The sequence below is a fragment of the Anaerobacillus sp. ABA4_114 genome, from assembly GCF_056159065.1.
The window spans coordinates 3,927,175-3,941,907 of sequence record NZ_JBSWUM010000001.1; the positions used below are offsets into that span (position 1 = coordinate 3,927,175).

The 14,733-nt window shown below is 42.6% G+C and carries 19 protein-coding genes and 2 riboswitches; of the genes, 5 read left to right on the forward strand and 14 right to left on the reverse strand.

Annotated elements, in window-relative coordinates; genetic code table 11:
* The first annotated feature begins 237 nt into the window (after positions 1–237).
* The gene (locus tag ACXAEY_RS20310) at positions 238–588 is read left to right on the forward strand and encodes a DUF488 domain-containing protein (RefSeq protein ID WP_474814515.1); all 351 of its coding nucleotides are present in this window, start codon (positions 238–240) and stop codon (positions 586–588) included.
* Between the two features lie 82 nt (positions 589–670).
* Here the strand turns inward: ACXAEY_RS20310 and ACXAEY_RS20315 are convergent, their stop codons facing one another.
* The 4 genes from ACXAEY_RS20315 to ACXAEY_RS20330 are packed head-to-tail and all read right to left on the reverse strand — an operon-like array spanning position 671 to position 4,560.
* A complete protein-coding gene (locus ACXAEY_RS20315) occupies positions 671–1,498 on the reverse strand; it encodes a MetQ/NlpA family ABC transporter substrate-binding protein (RefSeq protein ID WP_474814517.1) in 828 nt (275 codons plus the stop codon).
* 17 nt (positions 1,499–1,515) lie between these two features.
* Complete coding sequence (locus ACXAEY_RS20320; protein WP_474814519.1) at positions 1,516–2,175, reverse strand: methionine ABC transporter permease; 660 nt, start codon at positions 2,173–2,175, stop codon at positions 1,516–1,518.
* A complete protein-coding gene (locus ACXAEY_RS20325) occupies positions 2,147–3,175 on the reverse strand; it encodes a methionine ABC transporter ATP-binding protein (RefSeq protein WP_474814520.1) in 1,029 nt (342 codons plus the stop codon). Before ACXAEY_RS20325 ends, ACXAEY_RS20320 begins: the two co-directional genes overlap by 29 nt.
* Positions 3,172–4,560 (reverse strand): LLM class flavin-dependent oxidoreductase, encoded by a 1,389-nt coding sequence (locus ACXAEY_RS20330; RefSeq protein ID WP_474814522.1) that lies wholly within the window; start codon positions 4,558–4,560, stop codon positions 3,172–3,174. The genes ACXAEY_RS20325 and ACXAEY_RS20330 overlap by 4 nt, the downstream gene beginning before the upstream one ends.
* 82 nt (positions 4,561–4,642) lie before the next feature.
* Positions 4,643–4,744, reverse strand: a riboswitch (SAM riboswitch).
* 146 nt (positions 4,745–4,890) lie between these two features.
* Positions 4,891–4,996: riboswitch (SAM riboswitch) on the forward strand.
* An 84-nt stretch (positions 4,997–5,080) separates the two neighbouring features.
* On the opposite strand from ACXAEY_RS20330, the gene ACXAEY_RS20335 reads away from it, so the two are divergent.
* Both ACXAEY_RS20335 and ssuE read left to right on the forward strand, forming a co-directional pair.
* Positions 5,081–6,223, forward strand: coding sequence for an acyl-CoA dehydrogenase family protein (locus ACXAEY_RS20335; protein ID WP_474814524.1), 1,143 nt, complete (start codon positions 5,081–5,083; stop codon positions 6,221–6,223).
* Between the two features lie 48 nt (positions 6,224–6,271).
* The gene (gene ssuE / locus ACXAEY_RS20340; protein ID WP_474814526.1) at positions 6,272–6,799 is read left to right on the forward strand and encodes an NADPH-dependent FMN reductase; all 528 of its coding nucleotides are present in this window, start codon (positions 6,272–6,274) and stop codon (positions 6,797–6,799) included.
* 75 nt (positions 6,800–6,874) lie between these two features.
* On the opposite strand, the gene ACXAEY_RS20345 is transcribed toward ssuE, so the two are convergent.
* From ACXAEY_RS20345 to groES, 6 genes are all read right to left on the reverse strand, one after another.
* Positions 6,875–7,975, reverse strand: a complete 1,101-nt coding sequence (locus tag ACXAEY_RS20345) for a M23 family metallopeptidase (protein ID WP_474814528.1) — start codon at positions 7,973–7,975, stop codon at positions 6,875–6,877.
* 211 nt (positions 7,976–8,186) lie between these two features.
* Complete coding sequence (locus ACXAEY_RS20350) at positions 8,187–8,414, reverse strand: polysaccharide deacetylase family protein (protein ID WP_474814909.1); 228 nt, start codon at positions 8,412–8,414, stop codon at positions 8,187–8,189.
* Positions 8,339–8,539, reverse strand: a complete 201-nt coding sequence (locus ACXAEY_RS20355; RefSeq protein ID WP_474814911.1) for a polysaccharide deacetylase family protein — start codon at positions 8,537–8,539, stop codon at positions 8,339–8,341. The genes ACXAEY_RS20350 and ACXAEY_RS20355 overlap by 76 nt, the downstream gene beginning before the upstream one ends.
* 17 nt (positions 8,540–8,556) lie before the next feature.
* Entirely contained in the window at positions 8,557–8,898 is a 342-nt protein-coding gene (locus tag ACXAEY_RS20360) for a hypothetical protein (RefSeq protein WP_474814531.1), read from the reverse strand.
* 267 nt (positions 8,899–9,165) lie between these two features.
* Positions 9,166–10,806, reverse strand: coding sequence for a chaperonin GroEL (groL, locus tag ACXAEY_RS20365; protein ID WP_270182980.1), 1,641 nt, complete (start codon positions 10,804–10,806; stop codon positions 9,166–9,168).
* Positions 10,807–10,854: 48 nt separating this feature from the next.
* A complete protein-coding gene (groES, locus tag ACXAEY_RS20370; RefSeq protein WP_270182979.1) occupies positions 10,855–11,142 on the reverse strand; it encodes a co-chaperone GroES in 288 nt (95 codons plus the stop codon).
* A gap of 341 nt (positions 11,143–11,483) precedes the next feature.
* Here groES and ACXAEY_RS20375 point away from each other — a divergent pair, with 341 nt between their 5' ends.
* Together ACXAEY_RS20375 and ACXAEY_RS20380 are read left to right on the forward strand one after the other, a co-directional pair.
* The gene (locus ACXAEY_RS20375; protein ID WP_270182978.1) at positions 11,484–12,194 is read left to right on the forward strand and encodes a CPBP family intramembrane glutamic endopeptidase; all 711 of its coding nucleotides are present in this window, start codon (positions 11,484–11,486) and stop codon (positions 12,192–12,194) included.
* Positions 12,191–12,415 (forward strand): YdiK family protein, encoded by a 225-nt coding sequence (locus tag ACXAEY_RS20380; RefSeq protein ID WP_270182977.1) that lies wholly within the window; start codon positions 12,191–12,193, stop codon positions 12,413–12,415. The genes ACXAEY_RS20375 and ACXAEY_RS20380 overlap by 4 nt, the downstream gene beginning before the upstream one ends.
* A gap of 19 nt (positions 12,416–12,434) precedes the next feature.
* Here ACXAEY_RS20380 and tatC read toward each other — a convergent pair whose 3' ends face one another.
* Genes tatC through moaC form a run of 4 tightly spaced genes read right to left on the reverse strand, consistent with a single transcriptional unit; the run spans position 12,435 to position 14,597 of the window.
* Positions 12,435–13,202: a twin-arginine translocase subunit TatC gene (tatC, locus tag ACXAEY_RS20385; protein WP_270182976.1), complete on the reverse strand. Its 768-nt coding sequence runs from the start codon at positions 13,200–13,202 to the stop codon at positions 12,435–12,437.
* Positions 13,203–13,222: 20 nt separating this feature from the next.
* On the reverse strand, positions 13,223–13,405 hold the full coding sequence (locus ACXAEY_RS20390) for a twin-arginine translocase TatA/TatE family subunit (protein ID WP_224885557.1): 183 nt from the start codon (positions 13,403–13,405) through the stop codon (positions 13,223–13,225).
* A gap of 27 nt (positions 13,406–13,432) precedes the next feature.
* Positions 13,433–14,071 (reverse strand): redox-sensing transcriptional repressor Rex, encoded by a 639-nt coding sequence (locus ACXAEY_RS20395; RefSeq protein ID WP_474814535.1) that lies wholly within the window; start codon positions 14,069–14,071, stop codon positions 13,433–13,435.
* A 43-nt stretch (positions 14,072–14,114) separates the two neighbouring features.
* Positions 14,115–14,597: a cyclic pyranopterin monophosphate synthase MoaC gene (moaC, locus tag ACXAEY_RS20400; protein WP_270182974.1), complete on the reverse strand. Its 483-nt coding sequence runs from the start codon at positions 14,595–14,597 to the stop codon at positions 14,115–14,117.
* Positions 14,598–14,733 lie beyond the last annotated feature (136 nt).

Sequence of the window (14,733 nt, forward strand, 5' to 3'; positions counted from 1 at the left end):
TTAACCTTTTACAAGGTAGTTGTATTCGATATAGGTATCTTTACCTATTAAACATAATGTCTAAGTACTCATATCCTTATTGTAACAAAAATAGGAAACAACACGTTAGTAAGTTACTATGTTTTCACACAATTACAAAAAATAAAGGGGGTACTCATTTCATAGTGCATTCGTTTCACTTAACTTGTGAAAGGGAATTCTAATAAAGGTAAATCTACACTGTGAAGGGGGATGTTTATGTCTGTTGTACTGAAAAGAATCTATGAAGAAGACCAGCCAGGCGGCTATCGTGTATTGGTCGATCGAGTCTGGCCGAGAGGGATATCGAAAGAAGATGCGAACCTCGATGAGTGGATGAAGGATATCGCACCTAGCTCTTCACTACGGAAGTGGTTCAACCATGACCCTAATAAGTTCGAATCGTTCAAAGCATCCTACCGGAAAGAAATAACGGAAAGCTCAGAAGCTACATCTAACCTTTCTAATTTGAAAGAATTAGCTTCTGACAGAAGAGTAGTATTGCTTTATGGTGCAAAAGACAAAGAGAACAACCATGCCGTTGTGTTGAAGGACATGATTGAAGAGTAGCTCCCGGAAGCTAAAGCAAAATGCGAAAAGGCTACGGTCATTCCGTAGCCTTCAGTCCTTTCTTATTCTACCTACGTTTTAATCAGTCTTTTTTAAACCACTCAGGCTGATGAAAGCCCTGAAACTCTTCTTCTATGACTTTTCGAAATTCATCAGATTTTACTGCTTCTTCAATATCCTTCACATACTGCGCATCTTTATCTGCCGTATTCACAACGACCTGATTGATGATGTTCTCAGGCAGCTTATCTTTTACAATCGCATCGTTTAGATCCATTCCTGCCGCGATTGCAAAGTTACCGTTCACTGCAGATACATCGACTGAATCGAGCGTTCTTGGAAGCTGTGCTGCTTCAACAGGCTTAAAGACAAGGTCTTTCGGGTTCTTCGTGATGTCTTTTACTGAAGCTTTTAGAGGATCAACATCGTCATCAAATTCGATGACGCCATTATCACGTAGAACTGTTAGACCACGTGCAAGGTTCGTTGGATCATTAGCGATTGCTACCGTACTCCCCTTTTCGATCTCATCTAGTGAATCATACTTGTTCGAGTAGATTCCGATCGGAGCAGTGGGCACTCTGATCACACCGCTTAAGTCCATATTGTTTTCTTTCGCAAATGCCTTCATATATACTTCATGCTGATACAAGTTGGCATCGATCGACCCGCTTTTTAAGGCTAGGTTCGGCTGAACATAATCATTAAATTCCTTGATCGTAACCGAGTACCCTTTTTCCTCAAGATAAGGTTTCACACCCTTTTCTAGCATATCGCTATACGGAATCGTTCCTCCGAGTATCAATTCTTTCTTTTCTAACTTGCTCGCTTCACTACTCTTGTCCCCACATGCCGATAAAACCCCGACTACTAGTAAGAGAATGATCATCAAGACCGTATTTTTCTTCATATAAAAGCCTCCATCCATTATTTCTTATCTACTGTTTTCGCAATAAAATCACCAAAGTACTGTACGAGCTGAACGATGACGATCAATAGAATGACGGTCGTGAACATGACCGTATCATCATAACGGTAGTATCCGTAGCGAATCGCAAGATCCCCGATTCCTCCACCGCCGATCGTTCCCGCCATCGCCGAGTAGCCGATCAAACTGATCGCCGTTATTGTGAGCCCTGTGATCAATCCAGGCTTCGCCTCTGGCAGGACGATGTGTTTAATAATCATCCACGGTGAAGCACCCGCGGCTACGGCTGCTTCAATCACACCTTTGTCGATCTCACGAGCAGCCGATTCTACGATTCTTGCATAAAACGGAATCGCAGCAACGGAGAGGGAAACAGAAGCTGCCATAGGTCCAATCGTTGTTCCCAACAAAAGGCTCGTTACCGGAAGCAAGAATACGAGCAAGATGATGAAGGGAACGGAACGAATCAAGTTGATAATGATGCCGACCGCTTGCTTCACATATTTATTTTCTAAAAACAACCCTCGATCTGTGATAAATAGGATGACCCCTAACGGGAGACCAATGAAAACGGCAAACAACAAAGCGATTCCAACCATAATCAACGTTTCAAAAAATGCGACGTTCAGTTCAGGCAAGAGCTCGATAATGTGGTCCATCGTTGATCACCTCCACGTTGTTTACTCGCTTCTCTAAGTAAGCGATCGCTCGAGACACTTCAGCATCCTCTCCACTCACATCCATGATGAACACACCGAGCGGCGTTTCCTGGATGTATTCGACTTTTCCATGCAAAATGTTGCCTTTCACATTAAACCTCTGCAGCATATCGGAAACGACCGAATCCGTTGCTAGATCGCGGAGAAACATGAGCTTCACTAGCTTCCCTTGTACATGTTCGATCAACGAATCAGGAAGATGGAACTCTAGTACGTTCTGAATGAACGTTTTTGTTAATGCATCTTTCGGATTTGAAAAAATATCGAACGTCGTGCCCGACTCCACGACTCTTCCCTCACGCATGACCGCACAGCGATGACAGATCTCCTTCACCACTTCCATTTCATGCGTGATAATGACGATCGTAATCCCAAGTTTTTGATTGATGTCTTTCAGCAATGAAAGAATGGATTTTGTCGTGTTAGGATCTAGCGCTGACGTCGCCTCGTCACACAGCAACACCTTCGGATCATTTGCTAAAGCCCGCGCGATACTCACCCTTTGCTTCTGACCACCGCTCAACTGTGACGGGTATTTCCCCTTCTGATCAGAAAGGTCGACTACGCTCAATAAATGATCGACCTTTTCACCGATCTGCTTTTTACTAACTCCGGCAGCGAGAAGGGCAAATGCGACGTTCTCATAGACTGTTTTTGAAGCAACCAAATAGAATCCTTGAAAAATCATTCCGATCGATTGCCTTGCTTTTCGAAGCTCTTTATTCGATAGCGATAGCAAGTCGATTCCGTCAACGTGAACGGACCCTGTCGTTGGCCTTTCCAAAGCATTAATAAACCGTAAGAGCGTACTTTTACCCGCTCCGCTATACCCAACGATTCCGTAGATCTCTCCCTTTTCTACACGAAGAGAAACGTTATCGACAGCAACGATCTTGTCCTTCTTTCCATACTCTTTCGTAATCTCTCTTAGTTCGATCATTGCACGACTTCCTTACGATAAGCATAGTTTTTTCCTGGATGGTCGTCTGGCAGTCTTGCGTCTTTGTTGAAGAGCTTTTCACGCAGCGTACCTTCTTGATAATCCTTTTTATAAAGACCACGCTTCTGTAGTTCTGGTACGACTAATTCTACGAAAGCTTCCAAGTCTCCAGGCGTTACGAGGTGGTTCAAATTAAATCCGTCTACTCCTGAAGCTTCGAATTGAAATTGAATCGCATCCGCTACATCAGAAGGGTTACCAACGATCACGCTGTTGCGGTCGATCGATTCAAAGCGATTCAACACCTCTCTTACCGTCAGCTTTTTCGGCGCATCCTTCGTCAACGTTGCCGCTTTATACTGTCCACCTTCTGTTGATTTCTTATATTCAAACGGCTCATCAAGGTCCATCTCTTCAAACTCTGCTACATCATAGCCACTCGCACCGTATTGAGCCTTTGCTGCATCAGCACTCCATAGCTTGTTGTACGCCTCAAACTTCGCCTCCGCTTCCTCTGTCGTTTCACCTACGATCACACTTAAAAACGAGAAAATTTTCACGTGATCCGGATTTCTTCCATGCTTGACGGCACGCTCACGAATATCATCGGCATAGTAGTGGATTCGCTCAGGAGTCGGTCCTCCGACAAACACGCACTCCGCATGCTTTGATGCGAATTCTCGCCCTTTCTCTGATGTCCCAGCTTGATAGATCACAGGCGTTCGCTGTGGAGACGGTTCACTAAGATGCGGTCCTTCAACACTGAAATAGTGACCTTCATGATTGATTTCATGAACTTTGTCGGGCTCAACAAGCGTATCAGCTACTCGATCTTCAACCACAGCACCATCCTCCCAGCTGCTTTCCCACAATTTGTAGGACACGTCCATATACTCATGAGCGATATCATAACGCTCATCATGACGAATCATCTTCTCAAGTCCGAAGTTGCGTGCCGCATTCGGTAAATAAGAGGTAACGACGTTCCAGGCAACTCGCCCTTTTGTTAGATGATCGAGCGTCGAAAATCTGCGCGCATTTCCAAAAGGTGCTTCGTACGTCGTGCTGACCGTAACAGCGAAGGAAAGGTGCTCGGTCACACTCGCCATCGCAGGGACAAGAAGTGCGGGATCATTGATTGGCACTTGCAATCCATCACGGATTGAAGGATCCTTACTCTTTTGGTACACATCATAAACACCAAGAACATCTGCAAAGAAGACCGCATCGAACTTCCCTTTCTCTAATGTCTTAGCAAGGTCGATCCAGTAGTCTAAGTCTTTGTATCTCTGATGACGCTGACTTTCTGGATGCTTCCATAGCCCATGTGAATTGTGCATCGAACTGTTCATGTCGAACGCATTCAAAATGATTTGTTTACTCATCTCTTTGAACCTCCACTCTTTTTTGAAACATAAAAAGGCCTCTTCATAAGAAAAGAAGAGGCCGTGAAAAAGCAACTGTCTTTTCTTATCCTTCAAGCATCGCTTGCTGGAATTGGCACAGTACTCAACCGAGTCTGTTGCCGAGGCTTCAAAGGGCCAGTCCCTCCACCTCTCTTGATAAGAAAGTTTGTTTTATTGAATTTAACGATGAATATACAGCACCGATCGATTCCCTGTCAACAAAAAAATCAAAAAATTATTTCTTTTCTAATTACTTGTTGACATTGCGTTTATTTGTCCGTATTCTATTCTTTAACGCACTACCGCATGCATTTATCTAGAGTCAGGGGAGGAATCTGGTCCAACGATCCTGCAGCAACCGCTTATCTTAAGCAAGGTGCTCATTCCAGCAGACTTTTTGTCTGAAAGATGAAGCTTGTATGGTTCGAATGTTAATGAGCCTAAGTCTACTTTCAGCTGAAAGTAGACTTTTTTTGTATAGAGAAAAAGGAGGATACCGATGCCATTTGCAACTGAAAAGCAGCCTGATTTGAAGGAAGAACTCACTGAACTCGTTGAACTTTTTAAAAGTAGATCTGCAAAATATGATGAAGAAGAAAGGTTTCCTTACGAGAACTTCGAAGATTTAAAGGCGAGGAACTTTTTATCACTCACTGTACCAAAAGAATATGGAGGCTCCGGTCTTAACTTGTACGAGTTCTTGAAAGTTCAAGAACAGCTCGCATCAGGTGATGGTCCGACGGCACTGTCCCTCGGCTGGCAGCTTGGAGTCATCTTAGAAATCGCTGAATCGCGAGCCTGGGATGAAGCGGTTTTCGAAAAAGTGTGCCACTTGATCGTAAACGAAAAAGCACTACTCAACCTTGCGCAAACTGAAAAAGCAACCGGCAGCCCTTCACGCGGCGGGATTCCTCAAACGACTGCTACAAAAACGCCGGAGGGCTGGATCATCAATGGACGAAAATCCTTTACGTCGATGGCCGTGGCGCTTGATTACTCCATCGTCACAGCTGACGTTGATCAAACCGGTAAGAAAGGGTTTGTCCTGATTGATCATAAGCTTGAAGGCGTACAAATTGAGGAAACGTGGGACAGTATCTCCATGAAAGGGACAAAGAGTGATGATCTCGTGCTACATAACGTCCACGTTAAACCTGAGGATCTATTGGTAATTGAGGAGAACCACAAAGCCTCTCCGAAAGGATGGTACCTGCAGATTCCAGCCGTTTACCTTGGCATCGCCTCTTCAGCCATGGACTACACGGTCGAATTCGCCTCCTCCTTCTCCCCTTCAACACTTCCTGGTCCGATCAAAGACGTGCCAGAAGTAAGGAGAAAGATCGGCGAGATGCAGTTAGAGCTATTCAACGCGCGAGAAGTTCTTTATGCTGTCGCAAAGAGATGGAGTGAAAACCCTGAAGAGCGTCCGCATATGGGAGCGGACTTAGCAGCAGTGAAGCATATCGTAACAAATAGTGCGAACCGAGTCGTAGATTTAGCGATGCGCGTGGTCGGTGCTAGAAGCCTGTCTGCCAGCAACCCATTACAGCGCCATTTCCGAAACGTACGAGCAGGGCTTCATAACCCGCCGACAGACGATGCAATCGTGTATAGTCTTGCGAAAAGCGTGTTTGCTGACTGAGTATGTGTAAGAAAATTGTGATGACACTAGTTTAGGAGAGTGAAAACAATGAGCAATGTTGTACTTATTTACGGAGGAAACTCCCTTCAATCGAGACTAAAAGGAATCAAGGACTATGCAGAAAGTTATTTAAAGGAGCAGTCGATCTCCTATGAATCAATCAATGTAATCGACTTACCCGCTACCGATTTAATTACCGCTAACTTTAGCAGCGCTGCGATTTTGGAAGCGAATGAAAAAGTAGAAAAAGCAGATGCCGTTATTATTTTATCGCCTGTTTATAAAGCTGCTTATACAGGGATATTGAAGACGTACCTCGATCTTCTTCCTCAAAAAGGATTGAAAGGAAAAGCCGTTCTTCCATTGATGATCGGTGGATCGTTCGGGCATCTCCTTGCGATCGATTATGCGCTTAAGCCTGTACTCTCTTCTCTTGGAGCGACGAATCTCCTTAGCGGTGCGTATGTGATCGACCAGCATGTTCAGCGTGGTGAGGGGAATGAGTTTATTTTGGATGAAGAGGCGAAGGAGCGGTTGAAGGGGAATTTGGAGACGTTGGTGGAGGAGTTGGCATAATAGGTAAGAAGCCTCAAATATTGAAAAAGCCCTCTCTCTGAGCAGGGCTTTTTCAATCTAGCTATTAACGTTTAACTATTCAGATTGGTAAACGACATTTCCTGTACTTCTCTCAACAACTTTGGTATTAGCCCATTTTTTTGCACTCTCAATTGCTGCTTGTTTACCCCAGAAATTTTCTAAATGTCCTTTACTAGAATGAATAACATCATAACGAGGCGCCCCGTGTTCAAAGTTCCATACTTCGTTATCATAAGTAGTAGAATCATCTACAATACTGGTATTCGCCCAGCGTTCAGCATAATCGATAGCTGCATTTAAAATTGCAAATTCCTCGAGTACACCCATTGAGTTATGATAAACCTTGTAACGATTTGAATCTAAATCTGGAAATGACCAATGTTGTACCCCATCATTATCAACAACAACTGTGTTCTTCCATTTTTCTGCATAGTCGATTGCTACACTCTTAACAGCAAACACTTCCAAAACATTCTTTTGTGAATGATAGACTTTATACTTCGGATTTAACCCTTCAAAGCGCCATACTTCTTCATCCGTATCACTGTTTACCACTACTGTATTCTTCCATTTCTCAGCGTAATTAATCGCATCTGTTTTATTCACAAAGCTCTTAAGCACTCCTTGAGAAGTATGAACGACATCATATTTGTATTCGAAAGAAACGCCAAGGTAATCACGCGGATCTTTCGCATTTGTTCTAGATCCGTTCCAAGTTCCTTCATGAATTTCAAAATGCAAATGCTGACCAGTCGAATTCCCAGTGTTACCCATATACCCTATGAGCTCATTTTGTGTTACTGACTCTCCAACAGAAAACTTTCTTGAACTTAAATGCGCATAAAGTGTTTCATAGGTTTGTCCATTAATATTGTGGCGAATAATTATGTAGTTTCCATATGAGCCACGATATACAGATTCTACTACTGTTCCAGAAGCAGAGGCTAGAATCGGTATTGTCCCCGCTTTAGCAATATCCATTCCTGAATGATATGACCCATTGCGATCACCAAAATTTGATGTGATATAGTTTTCCGGATTTGCAAAATCAACTGGCCAAGCAAAGGTTGCGCTAGCATTCGTTTTACTTGGTGTAAGGGAAAAGACACTAAAAGTTAACACCAAAATCAATGAAAAACTTAATAACTTTTTCATTTTACTCCTCCTTTTACAATTTAGGTTTGTAAAACATTCCTTTCTATTTTGAAATATCTTACAACTAAACTTTATCATGAGTACAAAGGAAGGAGTATTGGGAAATACACTGTTCTTATGCTTAGATCCGCTCTAATAATTTCTTTAAATTTCCCAACTTATAATCAATAGGATTCGACTGTAAAGTAGCGAATAAAAATATAAATCCAACTTATGTTTTTAATATAAAACAAAAAGAACCCTCTTTCAGTAGAGGGTCTAGCTTAATATGGCTATACTTTTTTGATTCCATTAGCTCGTGTCCAATTGCTTGCTCGATTTCTTCACTGAACTGTTGAAGTTCCTTTCGGATGCTTTCTCGACCTAAATTTGAAAGGTCCATATGACTCTCCGAGTGATTACCAATTTCATGCCCTTCTTCCGCAACCCGGCGAGCGATCTTTGGATAATAATCCCCTGACTACCAAGCATAAAGAAGGTGGCTTTGGCGCCGTGTTTTTCAAGGATATCCAGTACTTTTGGCGTTACGGTTTGGTGTGGTCCATCATCAAAAGTTAATGCAATGTATTTTCCATCCTCATCTAATTGGACCTGATCAGGTTACGTGCCCTTTTCTTGAAGTCCCTTTCTTCCATCGTGCTATAAAATGATCCTTTCTTCTCCTTAATCCATTGGTGGATCGATTGATTGACCTTTTGACTATTGGTTTGCAAGTCACTGATTGACGTTGTATAAGTTTCTGATTCTGTCGTACGTGTTTGGAGGTTAAGACCTGGGTATTTACTCATGTCTTCTTGATCGACTTCTACTTTTACTTCTGCCTTGCTCGGAAAGAATTGTGTTACGCCTCCCCATACAGCTGCAATGAGCAAAAGAAAGAGAAGAACCCAAGCTGGCCACTTCAAACGTCTACGATGTTTCATATATCATTTCCGCCTTTTATTAGAAATTTAAACACTAGTTAGTATAACTTGTATTTAATCCATAAAAAAAATGATTGAATCTTTACGCAAATGAAAGTCTTAACCGGTTAAATCTTTTTCGAAGAAATGTTTTTTAATAAAAGAAAGAGTCTCCCAGAAGTATAAAACTAATGAGAGACTCTCTTATCTCGACACGAATTTTGAGTAATCCAATCAAAATCCAGTCAATATTCAGTTTCAAATCCCATTGGTGGATTTGAGGACAGCTTACATCATGCCGCCCATTCCACCCATACCGCCCATGCCGCTCATGTCAGGCATGCCGCCGCCTTCGTTTTCCTCAGGCTTGTCAGCGATAACTGCTTCAGTTGTAAGAAGCATAGCAGATACAGATGCAGCGTTTTGTAGAGCTGAACGTGTAACTTTTGTAGGGTCAACGATACCAGCGTCTACCATGTTTACCCACTCACCAGTAAGAGCGTTGAAGCCGATACCGATCTTCTCGCCTTTCAGGCGCTCAACAACAACGGATCCTTCAAGACCAGCGTTGTGAGAGATCTGACGGATTGGCTCTTCTAGTGCGCGAAGAACGATCTTCACACCAGTTGCTTCGTCACCAGTTGCTTCAACAGCTTGAACTGCCTTCACAACGTTAACGAGCGCAGTACCACCACCGGATACGATACCTTCTTCAACTGCTGCGCGAGTTGAGTTAAGAGCATCCTCGATGCGTAGTTTACGTTCTTTCAATTCTGTTTCAGTTGCAGCACCAACTTTGATGACAGCTACGCCGCCAGCAAGTTTAGCAAGACGCTCCTGAAGTTTTTCTTTATCGAACTCAGAAGTTGTTTCTTCTAGCTGAGCTTTGATTTGGTTAACGCGAGCAGCGATCTTATCAGTTTCGCCAGAGCCTTCAACGATTGTTGTGTTTTCTTTCGTTACAACAACTTTAGAAGCGCGGCCAAGCTGCGTGATGTTTGCTTGCTTAAGATCTAGACCAAGATCTTCAGTGATCACTTCAGCACCAGTTAGTGTACCGATGTCTTCAAGCATAGCTTTACGACGGTCACCGAAACCAGGAGCTTTAACAGCTACTGCGTTGAACGTTCCGCGAAGCTTGTTCACAACAAGCGTTGCAAGAGCTTCACCTTCAACGTCTTCAGCGATCATAAGGAGTGGTTTACCTTGTTGTACGACTTGCTCAAGCACTGGAAGTACGTCTTGGATGCTTGCGATCTTCTTATCAGTGATAAGGATATATGGATCTTCTAGAACAGCTTCCATTTTATCGGAGTCTGTTACCATGTAAGGAGATGCATATCCGCGGTCGAACTGCATACCTTCTACTACTTCAAGCTCAGTAGCGAATCCTTTTGATTCTTCAACAGTGATAACGCCGTCGTTTCCAACGCGCTCCATTGCTTCAGCGATCAATTGACCTACTTCTTCGTCAGCAGCAGAGATAGACGCAACTTGTGCGATTGACTCTTTACCTTCGATTGGCTTAGAAATTTTCTTAAGCTCATCAACAGCAGCTTTTGTTGCTTTTTCGATTCCTTTACGGATAACCATTGGGTTAGCACCAGAAGCAACGTTTTTAAGTCCTTCACGAACCATTGCTTGTGCAAGAACCGTTGCAGTTGTTGTACCGTCACCAGCAACGTCATTCGTCTTGCTTGCTACTTCTGCTACAAGCTTAGCACCCATGTTTTCGAATGCATCTTCAAGTTCAATTTCTTTCGCGATCGTTACACCGTCATTTGTGATAAGAGGAGAACCGAACTTCTTCTCTAGTACCACGTTACGTCCTTTTGGACCGAGTGTAACTTTTACTGCGTTTGCAAGAGAATCAACACCGCGAAGCATTGAGCGACGGGCTTCTTCACTAAACTTAATATCTTTAGCCATTTGTTACCCTCCAATTTATGTAGTTCTTATTTTATTTGAGTGGTTGTATTACTTGCTTACAACTGCAAGAATATCGTTTTCACGAAGAATTAAATATTCTTTACCGTCATATTTCACTTCAGTACCAGCATACTTACTGTAAATAACTGCATCGCCTTCTGAAACTTCAAGAGCTACACGCTCGCCAGAATCAGTTAACACACCGCTACCTACAGATACAATGCGACCTTCTTGAGGCTTTTCTTTTGCAGAATCAGGAAGTACGATTCCACTAGACGTTTTTTCTTCTAATTGAATTGGTTCTACTACTACGCGATCACCTAAAGGCTTTAACAACTCAAACACCCTCCTCAGTGGATATTAATGGTTTGTATTGTTTCTGTTAGCACTCAACATAGGCGAGTGCTAACACATGTATATAATAAAATATTTCGCTATTCTTTTGCAAGTAGTAAAGTTGATTTTTTTAACAGAAAATTTGCATTCCTTTATTTATCAACTTCTTCCAAATAAAAGATAAGACTTACGTACTAGTTATCAGAACATTCCCTCTTCAGATTCGTCACTGTTTCGAAACTCTTCTAAAGGGCATTCCCATTCCTAAATGTGTTAAACTAATACAAGTATGCAAAATGCCTTTATCTAGGCATGCAAACCACTAAAAGGAGTTATGCTTCTTGGCAAAACACTATTGGACTATCTTAATTACTTATATTGTTATGCAGCTTTCCGGATATCCGGGTGCAAAACTATTTCAATCCCTAGATGTTCCGAACCCAGTCGTAAGCTACTCGGTTGTGAGCTTTTTTACAGCACTCATCATCATGCTGTTTCTACTCCGCTCAACTCCTGACGAGCCGTTTGAACGTTCTACCCGCGTATCAGCAGGGAAAGCGGTAAGCTGGAGCATTCTTGGTATCTTCATGGCTTACTTTGCTCAAATTATCGCAGCGATGATCGAAGTCAATTTATTCGGAATCGAACCTGGATCAGAAAATACAGAGATGCTGATGGATGTTGCGAAGGCATCACCGATCTTCATCCTTGTAATAGCGATCATTGGCCCAATTCTTGAAGAGATCGTCTTTAGAAAAGTGATTTTCGGGGCACTCTATACACGGTTTAACTTTTGGATCGCTGGAATCGCGAGTTCGGTTATCTTTGCAGCCATCCATTTGGATTTCGACCACATCCTTGTTTATACTGCGATGGGACTTACGTTCGCGTTTCTATATGTAAAAACGAAGCGGTTGATCGTACCGATTGTCGCTCATATGACGATGAATACGATTGTTGTCTTAATTAACATCTTCTTTGCAGATGATCTAGCAGAACTACAGAAGAAAGCGGAACAAATGCAATCATTTATTGGAGGAGTACTTACATGAGATTTTCACCAACTCTAATGGGGTTTTTCTACGCAGGGCTCGGTTCGATCTTCACGTACCTTGCGATTCAAAGCGCCCGTTCTGATGCAGATATGTGGAGCCTTTGGACGATACTACTGATGGTGCTCGCCACAGTTGATTTCGCTTACTCCATTCGCTTCTTTTTACTTAAAAAGAAAATCAATCAACTGAAGAAAAAAGATCAAAACAAAAAGCGATAGGGCTATCCTATCGCTTTTGTTATGCTTCCTGTTCCGAATCCTGCTCTTCCAATTGACGCTTCGCCTCTGCTTGTAGTCTCTTTCTATAACCATAGCGAGACACAAGAATGCTGAATTCATATAGTAAAAACAGTGGTACCGAAACCATGAGGTGTGAAATAATTTCAGGCGGTGTGATCATTCCCGCTATGACGAGGAGTCCAAAATACGCGTATCTCCTAATCTGTACAAGCATGGCAGGATTTAAAATTCCGAGTCTTGTAAAGAAAAGAACGATCACAGGCAGCTGAAACACAAAGCCAAATGGTAACGTTAACTGAAACAAGAAAGTGAAGTATTGATTTGCGCCGTACATTTCCTGAATGTTGAGGCTTTCTGCCAAATTCCCGACAAAGTCGATGACAAAAGGAAACAGGACGAAATATGAAAATGAAACTCCTCCAAGAAAGAGGAGAAAGACTGCTGGGATATACGATAACGTTACTTTCCGTTCATTATCATAAAGTCCTGGCGAAACAAAAGCCCATAGCTGATAGAGAGCGATGGGCGATGTCATAATGAAAGCAACCAGGAACGCAAAGCTGAAATAAACCTTTAACGGGTCTGTTAATGTAAAAGCGTTCATCGGAATCCCCTGTGCTTCAGGAGCATTCTGGAGAAAGACGATGACCGGCTTTGCGATGAATAGTCCCGCAATAAAGGAGAGAATTAAGACGACGACTGTGATGATGATTCGTTTTCTTAATTCTTCTATGTGATCATAGATGGATTGTTTTTGTTCATCCATTCCCTATCCGTCCTAACCGATTACTGTTCGTTTTTTTTCTTATCGTTCGTATCATCGTCGTCATCTGCTAGACCTTTTGTTGCGTTCTTGAACTCACGAAGTGTGTTACCTGCTGCTTTACCAAGCTCAGGTAGTTTCTTAGGTCCAAAAATGATCAAAGCAACAACTGCAACTAGAGCGATACTTGCGCCACCCATTCCCATGCGTGTCACCTCCTTAAGATTGTAAGTTTATACAGGATAATGCTTCATAAAATACACGAGAGCCTGCAGTTCAACAGCCAGATCAATATGGTGCACTCGAATATGATCTGGTACGGTCAAACGTGCTGGCGTAAAGTTCAGAATCCCTTTAATTCCAGCCTCGTCCATCTGATCTGCAATCGACTGAGCAGCATGAACGGGTACTGTAAGGATAACGACTGAGATGTCGTTCTTCTTCACCTGTTCTTTAAACTGATCGATATGGTAAACCGGAATACCACCAATTTCTTGGTTTACTTTTGCAGCATCCGCATCAAATGCCAGTTCGATCTTCGTATTGTTATTCTTAATGAAATTGTAGTGCAGAAACGCTGTCCCAAGGTTACCTACTCCTACTAGAGCTACCCTGGTCGTTTCATCTTGATCTAGGGTCTTACTAAAGAAAGATAACAGATAATGAACATTATACCCATACCCTTTTTTACCAAGAGCACCGAAATAACTAAAATCTCTTCGTATGGTAGCAGAATCTACCTTTATCGCATCGCTCAATTCAGCAGAACTTACCCGCTGTTTACCAGATGCACTAAGATTTTTTAAATAGCGATAATAGAGCGGCAGTCGTTTTGCTGTCGCTTGCGGAATTTTTGTTTGATCAATATCCATAAACACCCTCCACATTGACCTCCGCGCTCAATCTATGGTTGTCCTACTCGCGCTTGTAATCCCCGCTTTTTCCCCCTGTTTTTGTAAGGAGATAGGTTTCCCCGATAACGATGCCTTTATCCAGCGCTTTGCACATATCGTACACGGTTAATGCCGCCGCTGATGCTGCCGTCAGCGCTTCCATTTCTACTCCGGTACTTCCTTTTGTTTTCACATGAGCTTCAATCGTAAGCTCATAAAAGGAAGCGCTCACTTCCCAGTCGAAATGAAGGTCAACGCCAGAAAGCGCTATCGGATGACACATAGGGATGAGATCAGACGTTTTTTTTGCTGCCATAATCCCGGCAATTTGGGCGACTTGAAGCACATCGCCTTTCTTCATATTTCCGTCTTTGATACCAGTATAAATTTCTTCACTAACCTTCACGCTCGTTTTGGCAACCGCTGTACGAGCAGTCGGAGTTTTCTCTGTAATATCGACCATCTGTGCGCGGCCTTCTTTATTAAAATGAGTAAATGAACTCATGGCTGCCCCTTTCTTCTATAGATGATAGAAGGTTAAATGGAATGCTGCTACTTGTGACTATACACCATTTCTATCCTTTTTGCTGTTTTTTAACAAGAATTTTTATTACCATTTAATGAACATTCCTGTAGTTGCC